Annotated in this window: 9 protein-coding genes and 2 tRNA genes; 8 read left to right on the top strand and 3 right to left on the bottom strand. The window is 48.6% G+C overall.

What is annotated here, in order from left to right; translation table 11 throughout:
- Window positions 1-4: 4 nt before the first annotated feature.
- Together CLV82_RS06295 and sppA are read right to left on the bottom strand one after the other, a co-directional pair.
- The gene (locus CLV82_RS06295; RefSeq protein ID WP_133643487.1) at window positions 5-715 is read right to left on the bottom strand and encodes a queuosine precursor transporter; all 711 of its coding nucleotides are present in this window, start codon (window positions 713-715) and stop codon (window positions 5-7) included.
- Between the two features lie 2 nt (window positions 716-717).
- Window positions 718-2,475 carry a signal peptide peptidase SppA gene (gene sppA, locus CLV82_RS06290; RefSeq protein ID WP_133643486.1) on the bottom strand — a complete coding sequence of 586 codons (1,758 nt, stop codon included), beginning with the start codon at window positions 2,473-2,475 and terminating at the stop codon, window positions 718-720.
- 199 nt (window positions 2,476-2,674) lie between these two features.
- On the opposite strand from sppA, the gene folK reads away from it, so the two are divergent.
- Window positions 2,675-3,814 carry a 2-amino-4-hydroxy-6-hydroxymethyldihydropteridine diphosphokinase gene (folK, locus tag CLV82_RS06285; protein ID WP_133643485.1) on the top strand — a complete coding sequence of 380 codons (1,140 nt, stop codon included), beginning with the start codon at window positions 2,675-2,677 and terminating at the stop codon, window positions 3,812-3,814.
- Between the two features lie 139 nt (window positions 3,815-3,953).
- On the opposite strand, the gene CLV82_RS06280 is transcribed toward folK, so the two are convergent.
- Complete coding sequence (locus CLV82_RS06280) at window positions 3,954-4,478, bottom strand: RNA methyltransferase (RefSeq protein ID WP_133643484.1); 525 nt, start codon at window positions 4,476-4,478, stop codon at window positions 3,954-3,956.
- 956 nt (window positions 4,479-5,434) lie between these two features.
- On the opposite strand from CLV82_RS06280, the gene mutS reads away from it, so the two are divergent.
- From mutS to CLV82_RS06245, 7 genes are all read left to right on the top strand, one after another.
- On the top strand, window positions 5,435-8,017 hold the full coding sequence (gene mutS, locus CLV82_RS06275; RefSeq protein ID WP_133644470.1) for a DNA mismatch repair protein MutS: 2,583 nt from the start codon (window positions 5,435-5,437) through the stop codon (window positions 8,015-8,017).
- Between the two features lie 209 nt (window positions 8,018-8,226).
- Window positions 8,227-8,299: transfer RNA gene (locus tag CLV82_RS06270), tRNA-Gly, on the top strand.
- Window positions 8,300-8,339: 40 nt separating this feature from the next.
- Window positions 8,340-8,424, top strand: a tRNA-Leu gene (locus CLV82_RS06265).
- A 1,024-nt stretch (window positions 8,425-9,448) separates the two neighbouring features.
- Window positions 9,449-11,146 (top strand): glycosyltransferase family 2 protein, encoded by a 1,698-nt coding sequence (locus CLV82_RS06260; RefSeq protein ID WP_133643483.1) that lies wholly within the window; start codon window positions 9,449-9,451, stop codon window positions 11,144-11,146.
- Entirely contained in the window at window positions 11,143-12,120 is a 978-nt protein-coding gene (locus CLV82_RS06255; protein ID WP_133643482.1) for a glycoside hydrolase family 26 protein, read from the top strand. The genes CLV82_RS06260 and CLV82_RS06255 overlap by 4 nt, the downstream gene beginning before the upstream one ends.
- A gap of 285 nt (window positions 12,121-12,405) precedes the next feature.
- Window positions 12,406-13,584, top strand: coding sequence for a site-specific tyrosine recombinase/integron integrase (gene xerA / locus CLV82_RS06250; protein ID WP_133643481.1), 1,179 nt, complete (start codon window positions 12,406-12,408; stop codon window positions 13,582-13,584).
- A 522-nt stretch (window positions 13,585-14,106) separates the two neighbouring features.
- Window positions 14,107-14,721: a hypothetical protein gene (locus CLV82_RS06245; protein ID WP_133643480.1), complete on the top strand. Its 615-nt coding sequence runs from the start codon at window positions 14,107-14,109 to the stop codon at window positions 14,719-14,721.
- The last annotated feature ends 323 nt before the right edge of the window (window positions 14,722-15,044 follow it).

Genomic DNA, 15,044 nt, shown 5'->3' with positions numbered 1-15,044 from the left:
TGTTTCAGAACTCCAGGTCTATCTCCTGTTCGGGAGAAAGGTTGAATCTTTTGCGAAAAATATACACGAAAATATACAAGAAAGGGGTATCAATAAATGCAATTAATACCTTGAAAGCAAAACCACTGAGGACAAGGCCGTAGAACAGCTCCCAGGGGAGAACCCCGAAGATACAAAGCAGTCCTACCACCAGGAAAGTGTCTATAAACTGGGAGGTAAAGGTAGAGAAGTTGTTCCGCAGCCAGAGGTATCGTCCCCTGGTCAGTTTTTTCCAGAAATGGTAGATGGCAATATCCACGTACTGGGCACAGAGGTAGGCCAGCATGGAGGCGAGTACGGCAATGGGTGATAGGGCAAATACACTTTGGAAGACCTCATCATCGATGGGCGAGTTCTCAATGGCCGGCACCTGTTCCGCCACCAGGATGATCCCCATGGAAAATACAGATGCAAAGATCCCTGCGGTAACCACCTGGTTGGCTTTCTTCTTCCCGTAGATCTCGGAGATCAGGTCAGTGATCAGGAATGTAAGGGGGTACGGCAGTATCCCCACCGAGAGCTCGAACAGGGGGGCATCAAAGAAGGTCAGATCCCCGAAGGGATACCAGTAAAAGAATTTCTGGAAGATCAGGTTAGAGACCACCAGGGACGTAATAAAAAGTGCCCCAAGGTATAGGTAGATCCGGAAGGCAAGTTTCTTGTCCTTGCTGTTCATCCTTATTTGATGTTAAGCGAATAGGGCATCCTGGCCTGCACTCCTTTGGTACGCGTGGCACGGCGAACTTCCTGCATTATGCTGTACAGCTCATCCCCCATCTCGGCCTTCAGGGCTGCCTCGGTAATACGGCTTTCTGCCCCACCAAGGTCTTCCATCAGCCGCGCAAAACCGGATTTGAATTTCGGGTATTTCTTTACACTGAACTCGGATAACTCGGCCAGCTCGGCGGCACGTACAATGGCCATATCCAGTCCGCCAAGGGCATCCACCAGTCCAAGCCGCTGTGCATCCACCCCGCTCCAGACCCTGCCTTGTGCCAGGCTGTCTACCTGGGCGAGGCTCATGTTCCTGCCGGCAGCCACCCGCCTGAGGAAGGTCTGGTACACCTCTTCTATGCTTTCCTGTACCACTTCCCTGAAATCATCGGTCATGGGTTCAAAGAGGGAATATTCCACCGAATTCTTATTGGTGCCCACCTGCTCTGCATTGATCCCGATATCTTCGGCCAGTTCGCTGATGTTGGGAATTGTGCCAAAGACCCCGATAGACCCTGTGATGGTGGTTGGTTCTGCGAAGATCTCGTCAGCACCAGCGGCGATGTAATAACCGCCGGAAGCCGCGACGTTCCCCATGGAGACCACAACCGGTTTCACGGCCTTGGTCAGTTCTACCTCGCGCCAGATAATATCGGAAACCAGCGCGCTGCCCCCGGGTGAATTCACCCGTAAAACCACGGCCTTAATGTCGTCATCTTCCCGGGCTTTTACCAGGGCCTCGGTCATGATTCCCTGCCCTATCATATCCGGGCCACCTTCCCCGTAGAAGATCTCGCCCTGGGCGAAAATAACGGCAACCTTATCTTTTCCTTTATAGATCTTCTTTTTCTTGGCGTCTTCCATGTAGTCTGCCATGGAGATATAGTTCTGGTCATCGTCTATTTCGGTGCCCGTTTCCCCTTTAAGCATGGCTTCGTATTCGTCATAGTAGCGGGTGCCATCTATCAAACCATTGGCGATGGCATATTCCGGCATCCGTGCTCCCAGGGTATCCGCGATATTATTAAGCGTAGCGGCATCGAGCTGCCTGGACCCGGCAATATCCCCGACCATCTCTGACCAAAGGGATTCCAGCAGTTCCTCGATCTGCCGGCGGTTAGATTCGCTCATATTATCCGACATAAAAGGTTCTACCGCGCTTTTATATTTCCCGTGGCGGATCACTTCTATCTTTACCCCTGATTTTTCCTGCAGGCTTTTCAGATAGAGCACTTCGGCAGAGAGTCCCCGGAAATTCATCATCCCGACAGGATTCAGGAAAACACTATCGGCCACACTGGCCAGGTAATAATCAGGTTGCATATAGAAGTCCCCGTAGGCGTATACGAATTTGCCGCTTTCTTTAAAATCCTCCAGCGCATCGCGGATGGCCTTGACCTGGGAGAGTCCCCCCATGATCATGTTACTGCGGATACTGATCCCTTTGATCTTCTCGTCATCAGCGGCAACCTGTATGGCATGGATGATCTCATCGAGGCCAATACTCTGTTCAAATAATCCTGCAAAAGGATCGGCAGCGTCGTTACCGGTATAATCACTGATGGGGTATTCCAGGTTGAGTTCCAGGACCGAATCTTTCTTGACGGTTACCGATTCCTCAGCACTGGCCAGGGAGACCAGGATCAGGAACATGACAAAAATAATTCCAAGGGCCATTAAGGTTCCGAGGATGGAGGCCAGGAGGTTACGTAGAAAATTCATAGCAGGTGGCTAAAGTTTGCAAACAAATATAACCAATCCGCCAAGTACAGGATTTTTTTCTCATCAAATTTCCAACTTCAACTATAAGCAGGGGCAATATACCCGGGTTATACCACTTTTTCCCCGGGATTAAAAAGGCTATCAGAAGTTATTAACCGCCATGGGATAATGCCCTGCATTTTTTTAGATTTGCATCCTTATGACTCCTAAATCTATCCTCTACCTTGCTATTGGCAGCAACGAAGGCCAAACGCTCAACAACCTGCAGCAGGCGGTATTTGCTATCCGGCGGGAGCTCGGGGAGATCACGGGAGTATCTAAAGTATACCGAAGTGCCTCCTGGGGTTTTGACGGGCCGGATTTCCTGAATGCCTGTGTCATGGTGCAGACCGAATTACCCCCTACTGCGGTGATGGAGACCATCCTGCGGATCGAAAAACGGTTGGGACGGCAGCGGAAAACCGAGGAAGGCTATGAATCCAGGACCATTGATATAGACCTCTTGTATTACGACTACGAGGTTATCAACCAGGAAGGGCTGACGATTCCCCATCCAAAACTGCAGGAAAGAAAATTTGTACTGAGACCACTGTCAGACATCGCCCCGCAATTCTACCATCCCGTACTAAACAAGGATACCAGGAACTTACTGCAACAGTGCAAGGATAAGATCGTACCGGAAAAGACAGATCATAAATTATACTGGAGCAGGGCCCAATTATTTGCCCAGGTAGATTTTATGGCCATAGAGGGAAACATCGGGGCGGGGAAAACCACCCTGGCCAAGAAGATCTCCGAGGATTACAATGCCAAACTGGTACTGGAGCGTTTCGCGGACAACCCTTTCTTACCCAAGTTCTACGAGGACCCGGCAAGGTATGCTTTCCCGCTGGAGATGTCTTTCCTGGCAGAACGCTACCAGCAGTTCGTGGATGACACCACGCAGTTTGACCTCTTTAAGAATTTCATGATCAGTGATTACGACATCTTTAAGTCGCTCATCTTTGCCAAGGTGACCTTACAGGAAGAGGAATTTAACCTGTACCGGAAGATGTTCAATTTCATGTACAAGGAGGTGAAGAAACCCGGGGTCTATGTGTACCTGTACCAGAAGACGGAGCGTTTACTGGACAACATTAAGAAACGGGGACGGGATTACGAGCAGCAGATTCAGCCTGATTACCTGGATAAGATACAGCGGGGGTATATGGACTTCCTGCGGAGCAACCCGCAGCAGAACAGCCTGATCCTGGATGTGAGCGACCTGGATTTTGTGACCAACCGCGACGATTACGACTACATCCTGGACCAGATCCAGGCGCATTTGACCAAGATCTAAAGGATCTTCAAGGGTCGCCCGGACCCCGATTTAACAGTGGATTATTTGGATTTCAGCCCTGATTTGTCTTTCTTGCATACCTGCTAAGCAACTAACTGGCTCAAATATACCAGCACCCCGGCCCACAAGCCGGGGTTTTTTATTGGAGTTTGGACCAGAGGTCCCAGACCACCACACCTGCACTGACCGAGATATTGAGGGAGTGTTTGGTCCCGAACTGGGGGATCTCCAGCACCCCGTGACAAAGGTTGACCACTTCCTGGGACACCCCTTTTACTTCGTTCCCAAGCACCAGCGCGTACTTCCTGTTCTTTTCCACCTGGAAATCATTGAGGAAAGTGGCGTTCTCTGCCTGTTCCACGGCCATGCATTGGTATTCTGCTTTCAGCTCCCGGACCAGGTCTGCGGTGTTTTCCCGGTATTCCCAGGCCACACTCTCGGTAGCGCCCAGGGCGGTCTTATGGATGTCTTTATGAGGAGGCCGGGCGGTAATGCCGCAGAGGTATACTTTCTCGATCAGGAAAGCATCGGCGGTACGGAAAACGGAGCCAATGTTGTTAAGGCTTCGGATATTATCCAGGACGAGTACCAGGGGAGTTTTCTCGGCCTCTTTGAATTCTTCCGGGTCTAACCGCTGCAGTTCGCTGTTCTTTAATTTTCGCATATTGTTCATTCAGATTGTAAAAAACTTCTCATTTTCTGGTGGGCGGCGGGGAATACAAATACCCGGCCCAACAGGTTCAAAATTAATAAAGGGGGGAGTCTTACCCCCGCCCCGTGTTCAAGTTAATCGTTCTCACTGCATAAAACCGGCAGTCGCAAGTATACGTATTCTACCGGGTCCATCTTCCGGGTCCATCTTCGTCGAGGGGGATCTGACCCCCACCCCAGGTTCAAGGTAAACGCCTTCACTGCAGAAAACCAGCAGTCACTAGTATACGTATTCTACCGGGTCCATCTTCCGGGTCCATCTTCGTCGAGGGGGATCTTACCCCCACCCCAGGTTCAAGGTAATCGTTCTCCCTGTATAAACTATGCAGTAAATCATCCAATAAATTTTCCCCCACAGTGCTGGATGGGGGGCTCACAGCCCCACCCCGGGCTCAAGATATACCTCTTCCCTGCATAAAACCAGCAATAGCAAGTATACATATTCTACTGGGTCCATCCTCCTCCAGGGGGTTCTGATCCCCGCCCCAGGTTCAAGGTAATTGTTCTCCCTGCAGTAAACATGCAGTATAGAGATTAATTTTTGACACTGCTTCTGCGTGAACATGGGGATGCTTATCCCCTCCCCGGGTTCACGGCAAAGGCTTACCCTGCACAGAACCAGCAGAAAAAATCATCCTTTTCCTGGGCCCTCGCGGAGGGCCGGGGTTCTTAACCCCGCCCCTTGATCAAGATAAGTGATCCCGGTGCATAAAACATGCAGGGAAGGGTACGACTCCTGCATTTTTCACCCCGAGCTGATCACCACCCCTGCAGGGGGGTTAAGTTATCCGAAAATATCAACAAAAGTTCGGTGGCCACAGGGAAAATAGTAATTTCGTCAAGGCACAAAAATAACTTAAACCCATCGTTTTGGCTAATTCAGGAAAAACAAAGAAGGTCACCCCCTTAATGCAGCAGTACGGTACTATTAAACGCAAGTACCCCGATGCGCTGTTACTCTTCCGGGTGGGGGATTTCTACGAGACCTTCGGGGAAGATGCCGTAAAGGCGGCCCGTATCCTGGGTATAGTCCTCACCCACCGGAATAACGGGGGCGACCAGACCGAGCTGGCAGGTTTCCCTCACCATTCTCTGAACACTTACCTCCCAAAACTGGTGAAAGCCGGGGAGCGTGTGGCGATCTGCGACCAGCTGGAAGATCCCAAGCAGACCAAGACGATCGTAAAAAGGGGAGTTACCGAACTGGTGACCCCTGGGGTAGCCCTGAACGATGACATCCTCAGTGCCAAGAGCAACAACTTCTTATGCGCGGTCCATTTTGGCAGGAAAACCTATGGCATCTCTTTCCTCGATATTTCCACAGGGGAATACCTCTGCTCGGAGGGGAATGCGGAGCAGGTGGATAAACTGCTGCAGAATTTTGGTCCGACAGAAGTGCTGATCTCCAAGACCCATAAGAAAGAATTTGCCCAGAACTTTGGGAGTGAACACCATACCTTTTTCTGCGAAGACTGGATCTTCCAGGAAGATTACGCCAATGAAACCCTGAACGGGCATTTTAAGACCAGTACTTTAAAAGGGTTCGGCGTAGACCACCTGGCCCATGGGATCATCGCGGCCGGGGCGATCCTGCATTACCTGTCCGAGACCCAGCACCGGCAATTGCAACATATCAGCAGCCTTAAAAGGATAGCAGAGGAAGAATATATCTGGATGGATAAGTTCACCATCCGCAACCTGGAACTGTACCACAGTCCGCATGCCCAGGCCATCACTTTATTTGACGTGGTAGACAAGACCATCTCGCCCATGGGCGGGCGTTTGCTGAAAAGATGGCTGGCCCTGCCATTGAAAAACCTGGAAAAGATACAAGCCAGGCATGAGGTGGTCGCGGCCCTGAAAGAAGACCTGCCCTGCCTGGACCAGACCCGGAACCAGATCAAAAGGATCGGGGACCTTGAACGACTGATCTCCAAGCTGGCTACGGGGAAGATCAGTCCGCGCGAGGTCGTTTACCTGAAGAATTCCCTGGAAGCCCTGGTACCTGTTAAAGCACAACTTGGGCAGCACAGTCACGCAGCCCTGCAGCAACTGGCCGGGCAGCTGGAGGAATGCGAACCCCTGCGGAGCAAGATCAAGGAGGTCCTCTTTGAGGATGCCCCTACCCAGGTGCAGAAAGGAGGAGTGATCGCCACCGGTTTTTCCGAAGAACTTGATGAGCTGAGGAACCTGGCTTTCCGTGGGAAAGACCTTTTGGACGAGATGCTGAAGCGGGAAACGGAACGGACCGGGATCACATCCCTGAAGATCGCCTCTAACAACGTATTCGGATATTATATCGAGGTGCGCAATACCCATAAGGACAAGGTACCCGAGGAGTGGACCCGGAAACAGACCCTGGTAAATGCCGAGCGCTATATCACCGAAGAACTTAAGGAATACGAAGCCAAGATACTGGGAGCCGAAGAGCGCATCCTTGATCTGGAGCAGCAGCTGTTCTCCCAATTGCTGGTCTGGATGCAGGCTTATATAGAGCCCGTACAACAGAATGCACGGGCGGTTGCAAGGCTGGACTGCCTCTGCGGATTTGCCCAGTTGGCGGTAGAGAACAATTACGTGCAGCCTGTATTGAACGAGGGTACGGAACTCAAAATAAGTAATGGCCGACACCCGGTCATTGAAAAGCAGTTACCCCCGGGAGAAGCCTATGTACCCAACGATGTAACCCTGGACCGGGAGCAGCAGCAGATCATCATGATCACCGGCCCGAACATGAGTGGTAAGTCGGCCATTTTACGGCAGACCGCCCTGATCGTACTGATGGCACAGATGGGAAGTTTTGTGCCGGCAGAGGCAGCCGAGATCGGGTACGTGGACAAGCTGTTCACCCGGGTGGGCGCCAGCGATAACATCTCTATGGGTGAATCCACTTTCATGGTAGAGATGAACGAGACCGCCAGTATCCTGAACAATATCTCTGATCGCAGCCTGGTATTGCTGGATGAGATCGGGCGGGGTACCAGTACTTACGACGGAATTTCCATAGCCTGGGCGATCACGGAGTACCTGCATGAGCACCCGGCGAGGCCCAAGACCCTGTTCGCGACCCACTACCACGAACTGAACGAGATGAGCGCCACGTTTGAACGCATTGCCAATTACAACGTAGCAGTCAAGGAATTAAAAGACACGGTGCTGTTTATGCGGAAACTGCAGCAAGGCGGAAGCGCTCACAGTTTCGGGATCCATGTGGCCAGGATGGCCGGGATGCCGCAGCAGGTGATCCACAAGGCCGGGCGTATCCTTAAGAAACTGGAGAAAGACCACAGCAGCGAGGCTTTGTCTGAGGGATTGAAAGCAGCGAACGACGAGCTGCAACTAAGCTTCTTTAACCTGGATGATCCTTTACTGGAGCAGATCAAGGAAGAGATCCTGAGTACGGACATCGATACCCTGACCCCGGTGGAAGCTTTGATGAAGCTGAACGAGATCAAGCGGATGCTGGTGAGGAAGAAACAGGCTAATTCATAAGATATTTGGCCAGTAAATACGGGGAAACCAAGGGCTTGCAGAAAATCGAAGAAAAGTTCTTTACTTTTTACAGAATTGTATTAAATTTGCGTCCGCATCTGATAAGGATGCCAAGCTCTTATAATTAACGCGAAAATAGTTTCCCGTACGTACGGGAGTAGAGCGCCAGGAGTAAAGCACTTCGTACGTTCGTTATTTTTCGCAACCATGCGAAAATAGCTCAGTTGGTAGAGCGCCACCTTGCCAAGGTGGAGGTCGCGGGTTCGAATCCCGTTTTTCGCTCGACCGGGAAAACGCTGCTTGCCAGCGTTTTTTTGTTCAGGCTCGAGTGGTGGAATTGGTAGACACGTTGGACTTAAAATCCAATGACCATTGCGGTCGTGCGGGTTCAAGTCCCGCCTCGAGTACAAATAGAAGGAAAAGCCGCAGCGAAAGCTGTGGCTTTTTTCGTTCCCGGGACCGCGCCAAGCTTGCTTGTGCGTGGGAAACTGGAACGGAGAAAGCGGCACGGAGTGCCGGCTTTTCCTTCTTGAAGCTGACGTTTCGGGACTCGCGAATTCCGAAGGAATGAGCAATTCCCGCCCACTTCGGGGTCGGGCAGGCCCACCAATTCAGTCCTTGCTCCTCTCCGCTTTAAAAGAAAATTAAAAGGGGTAAAGCGGCACGGAGTGCCGGCTTTTCCTTCTTGAAGATGACGTTTCGGGACTCGCGAATTCCGAAGGAATGAGCAATTCCCGCCCACTTCGGGGTCGGGCAGGCCCACCAATTCAGTCCTTGCTCCTCTCCGCTTTAAAAGAAAATTAAAAGGGGTAAAAGGGCCTGCAATGCCGGCTTTTCCTTCTTGAAGATGACGTTCGGGACTCGCGAATTCCGAAGGAATGAGCAATTCCCGCCCCCTTCTGGGTCGGACAGGTCCACCAATTCAATCATTGATTCTCCCCGCTTTAAAAGAAAATTAAAAGGGGTAAAACGGCAGGCAATGCCGGCTTTTCCTTCTTGAAGATAACGTTGCGGGACTCGCGAATTCCGTAGGAATGAGCAATTCCCGCCCCCTTCGGGGTCGGGCAGGCCCGACAATTCAATCCTTGCTCCTCTCCGCTTTAAAAGAAAATTAAAAGGGTAAATCGGCACGGAGTGCCGGCTTTTCCTTCTTGAAGATGACGTTTCGGGACTCGCAAATTAAGAAGGATAAGGAAATGCCATTGCATTTACAAGTATTAATCCTTTTATTTTCAGGAAAGTACGGCACAAAAAACCAACTAAAACCCTTGTGAAAAAACAGAGTTTTTTCATACCTTTAAGTACTTCCTCCGATTTATACTATTTCACATCACAACTTAAAGAATCGTCTGACCTTTCAGGATGGGCCTTTCATACCCTCTGCGGTTGTGTGCCAGTACGAATTTATAACCTTGTTAAACTGGTACTCTTATGTCTACCGATATAAAACCGACCGATATTAAATATGCCTTCCTGGAGCAACCCCAAGTGGCAGAACCTGTACAGATTGTTAAAGATCGCCACAGGGAACAGGCACCAATCCTGGTCGATTACCTGATACCCGTATTAAAGGGCAAGGATAAGAAGTTATACCTTTTCCTTGTTGCAGTTTGGTTTGTTTCCCTTATTATTTTCTTTGAGTACTGGTTAAGGCCGGGTCATGTCATTACACCTTTCCGAACGGTACTCAACACCCTTCTGCTGGTGTATTCTTTCCTCTTACCCGCCTATTTTTTCTTTTTTGTTGCCAAAATGAAAAAAGTGAACCCCGAAATTGATATTCCCCGGGAATGGGAAGTTGCCATGATCGTTACCAGGTCTCCTTCAGAGCCTTTTTACGTGGTAAAAAAAACCCTGGAAGGAATGTTAAGTCAGGCTACAGCCCATGATACCTGGCTGGCTGACGAAGATCCCAGCCCGGAAATCATTCAATGGTGCAGACAGAACGGGGTTAAAATTTCGTGCCGAAAGAATGTTGAGGCTTACCACAGGGCTACCTGGCCGCGGAGAACCAGGTGCAAAGAAGGAAACCTTGCTTATTTCTACGACAAATTTGGATATGACCTCTATGATTTTGTCGTGCAACTGGATGCCGACCATGTACCCGGCAAGGATTACCTGAAAAATATTTTGAAACCATTTGTAGCTGAAGAGGTGGGATATGTGTCTGCACCAAGTATTACCAACTCCAATGAAAAAATGAGCTGGTCTGCCAGGGGCAGGTTATATGCAGAAAGCATTATGCACGGACCTTTACAGGCCGGTTATTCCCTTGATTATGCCCCGTTGTGCATAGGTTCTCACTATGCTGTGCGGACCAGGGCATTAAAAGAAATAGGCGGGCTTGGACCGGAACTTGCGGAAGACCACTCTACCACCCTTATGTTTAACGCCTATGGCTGGAAAGGGGTTCATGCCCTTGATGCCATCGCATCCGGGGAGGGTCCCCCTTCGTTGAGGGCATGTATTTTACAGGAGTTTCAGTGGAGCCGGAGCCTGGCTATTATACTTACCTCCTTATTACCCAAATACTGGAAGTTACTTACCCTTAAAGCACGACTGCAATTTTTATTCTCAGAATTGTGGTATCCCATCTTTGGTTTCACCATGCTGATAGGGTACTTGTTTCCCATTATTGCAGTCATCCAGGGGAAGGCATGGGTTTCTGTTTCCTATTTTGAATTCATGACCTACTCCGTACCACTGGTCATAAGCATTTTTGGCATAATTCATTTTTTAAAAGCAAAGGGATTATTAAGACCCCATACCGCACCCTTGTTCAGCATGGAGGCGACAGTATTCCAGATCATCCGGTGGCCCTGGGCACTCTATGGCACCATCAGCGGGATTATCGCAGGTCTTGGAGGAAAAACCCCGCCTTTTAAAGTGACCAAAAAAGGAAATTTTGCAGAAGAAGATATTGGATGGCCCATCTACATTCTTTATGCGTCACTAATAGCTTTCCCTGCCCTGGTCTTGTTCTTTGATCATGGTGAAAAGCCCGGAGGGGCAGACGGGTATTATTTTTTCATCATCATTAACCAGCTTATGTACCTGGCCGTGCTCTTTTACATGGTCTTACAACAAAAGCGGGAATATAAAATGGCAACTTTAAATCCAAGCTGTTGAAAAGATCAAATATACATATCTGGACTACGATTGCATTGCTTGCCATACCGGTGTGTATGGTATGGCTGAACGGGTATAAGGCCATAGACGCATTATTATGGAGCAAGCCGGCACATGCCCCGGTTATGCTCGCGCAGGATAATACCGAATTAAACCCTTCTTTAGAATTCGGGATTTATGACCCATATCATAGCTGGAGGGATTCGGCCACCACATGGAATTACGAGCAGTTTTACTTGCACTGGGTCAACTTTGATCCAGCAGCTATTCAACGGGAAATAAAAAGAGTACTGCAAAGAGAAACCAAGGCTATACTGGTGGTGGAGCCCTGGAGCAAGTACCAGACCCCCTTATTTAATGATATAATAGCAGGCAGGTACGATGTGGAGATCGATAAGATCAACCAGGTCTTACAGGGCTTTAAGGACACTTTATATATCTGCTGGGGCCATGAGATGGACCAGGACCTGACTACCCGGTATGATTGGTCTTCCAGGGACAGTGCCGGGTATAAAGCAGCATATAGATACGTGCATTCCAGGCTGAAAGAAAACCCTGTGAAATGGATCTGGGCCCCGGTGGGTAAGGACAACTGTAACGACTACTGGCCCGGAAATGAATATGTAGATATGGTAGGGCTTCCCATTTATTCGCTGCCGGATTTTGATTATGCATATTATGGCCGGATCCGGTCGTTTAAAGAAGCTTTTGGCGAAAAGTATACCCTGGTGAAGGGTCACGACAAACCGGTCTTCCTGGTCGAATTTGGGGTGTCGGGGTCTGATGATTTTGAAGCGTACTGGGTCAGGGAAGCCTTTGATGCTTTTAATACGTTCCCTTTGCTAAAGTCTGTAGTGTTCTTTAACAGTAAGGATATAGAAGGCGCATGGGGGACTGCTTATGAAACCCCTGACTGGTCCATAAACCAGGAACTGATCGCTGCCTTGATTGACAATTATCGCCATTCTGATTGAACGGACAATTATATACCCCGACCTATTCGCATTGCTATCTGACACTACATAACTCACTTCTTTCAGTTTAGGTCGGCAGTCACCTCCAGAACCCTCCTATGCCCCGAATACCAATCAACAAAGCACTTTTCTGCTACCCAAATAAATAATAGGCTAAAGGTTAGTTCAAGATAACGTAGCAAACACTTTAACAAGGGGCCTCTTAGCCCTCCCCGCTACCAAGTTAACTCGCTCCACTGCAACTTCCTTGCAGTTGAAAAATTAGTTTCTGCTTATCTTGAAAGGATGAAAAAGCCAACAATTATCCTGTCTTCTTTAGACCATCGCGGGCAGAAGATGATCCGGATCAGCTATACTTTTGAAAAGCAGCTGGCCGCCTATGTGAAAGCGTTCCCGGGGGTCCGGTGGAGCAGGACCTACGGTTGTTACTATCTCCCCTACTCTTACAACCGGAAGAACGAGCTATTCCATTACCTGGTTGCCGGTGGCTACTGGGTAGATTATGAACAGTTGAACAGGAAGCAGGCCGGGAAACCTGTTGAACCAAAGACACTGAGGGTGCTTTCTGCAGAGAACCAGGCCAGGCTGGAACGCTACCAACAGTACCTGCGAGGTTTACGAATGAGTGACAGCACGGTGCAAACCTATGGCTCGTTCGTGTTCACTTTCCTGGAGTACCTGGGTGACAAACCCTTATCTGCCATAGACAATACCAGTGTAAGGTTGTTCGTGGAAGAGTTGGTGCGGAGGAAGAAATACGGTATCAGCAGCCACCGACAATTGATCGGGGCACTGAAACATTTTTCGGTCCTGTTCACGGAAACCAGGATAGACAATCCCGAGCTGGTACGACCCAAACGTTCCAGGCTCCTTCCTACCGTACTCAGCCAGGAAGAAGTAATGCGATTATTGCAGCGCACCCCAAACCTGAAACACCGGACGGTTTTAGCCCTGATCTACTCGAGCGGTCTGCGCATCAGCGAACTGCTGAACCTGGAACTGAAGGATGTGGACCTGGAACGGAAGCAGCTGCGGATCCGACAGGCCAAGGGTCGAAAAGACCGTTACGTAGTACTGGCCGAGAGTTTTATCCCCTTACTGATGAACTACCTGAACAGTTACCGGCCGACGAAATACGTCATCCAGGGCGATGGCGGAGGGCGTTACAGTGGCAGCAGTGTGCGCGCATTTCTAAAACGCAGTTGCCAGAGGGCAGGGATCCTTAAGAAGGTAAGTCCGCACACCCTGCGCCATTCCTATGCCACCCACCTGGTGGAGAACGGGGTCAACCTGAGGCACGTGCAGGAGCTGCTGGGTCACTCCAAACCGGAAACCACTATGATCTACACCCATGTAGCCCGGAGAGACCTGCTGAACATCCGCAGTCCATTAGACGATGCGGTCCTGAAGCTGCTGAAGGACGATAAAAATCCACCTCACCTCTCATTATCCGGCGATCTGTAGAAATTATTTTCTATTTTAGTCCGCATATAACACGTTGTGTATAATATTTATGATAGTCCCGAATATTGAGATTGTTTCAATTGCTGTTATTCTACTTATAGCAGCCCCCATTTTATGGTATAGCCAAAGGAATAGTTCGAAGGGGTCTTTCACTTTCTCACAGTTAATAAAGAACCTCAATCACTCCTTAAAATTTCAATTTTTAATTGGGCTAATTTTAGCCCTAATTGCCTTAATTTTCAAAATTGCCAGTGTAGAGCCTATTGAGTATTTTGCCGGAATTCTCTATACCTATCTTGTTGTTGGTCTATTCTTCTATTTGCCAACTTTAGGGATGCTAAATCTTATTCTTCTTCTTGGTAAATGGATAAACAAATAAATACTATACACAACAACGGGTATGCCCAATAGCTTGCCCTCTCACTTCTATCGCATTTTTACTCTATATTTAAATCCTGAACCTGGTTAGGCGTAGTGCACCAGATCCACTACTGCGCATACCCGTAACCGTTGCCATACATTTTGAAGAAAACACTTTTCATATTACTATTTCTTGGAATTGGAATTAATTCCTGCTTCTCTCAATCTGTATCGGAGAAACGATTCGGACTGTTCGAATTTGATTCTACCATTCACGAACGAATCTATCGATTTCAAATTGAGGACTATCAAATCCTAGAACTGATTGAGTTTAAAAAAGATTCATTTGAAGGAACATTAACCCACTTGGTTTGGAAAACCAATCGAAAAGAAATAAGAAAAGATAGCATCGTTCAAAAAATTGCTATACCAGCTTTAACCGTTAAAATGTTGATTTCAGATTTAGAAGGCAATGGGTTTGAAAATTTAGAGGACTGCAATAAAGTCGAGGACTGTATAAGCGGATTAGATGGGACCACAACCTCGTTTACAACAATAAAAAGGGGAGAAACCAATACAGCATCTTACTGGGAATTGGAATCTGATTATTATTACAATCAAAGCAAAGTTAAATTACCGGCAGAAGTCATAAATGCAAGAAAACTGATTTCAATAATCAACAAAGAATTTGACTTGGAAGAACAATTTCAAAACTTTTTGAACCGACTTCCAAATGGACGTTATTCGTATAGTATGTTGATAATGAATAAAGTATAAAAAAACGTATGGCAACAACGGCTATGAGCCATAGCTTATTTCCGGCACTCCAGAATATTTGCTCTATATTTAATACCTAATTAAATGGGTTAGCGCTTTGCGAAAGCCAGTTGTTTGGGAAAGACCAGGGAATGGTGTTCTGCACAAGAGAACTCATTGTCTGATAGCTAGGGATCACCTAGGGCCGGACCCAAACAACTGTCTAAAGTCGCTACGGCGCATAGCCCTGACCGTTGTAAGCAATTTTTCATGGCGCATGGTAGTCTACATCAATTCAAAGCATTTCTCGCGCGAAGAAATGAAAGGGCTGCTAAATCCAAATC

Source organism: Zeaxanthinibacter enoshimensis (assembly GCF_004362865.1).
Classification (GTDB): domain Bacteria; phylum Bacteroidota; class Bacteroidia; order Flavobacteriales; family Flavobacteriaceae; genus Zeaxanthinibacter; species Zeaxanthinibacter enoshimensis.
The sequence above is the reverse complement of the archived record's forward strand: the minus strand, read 5'-3'. Positions and strand labels throughout refer to the sequence as shown.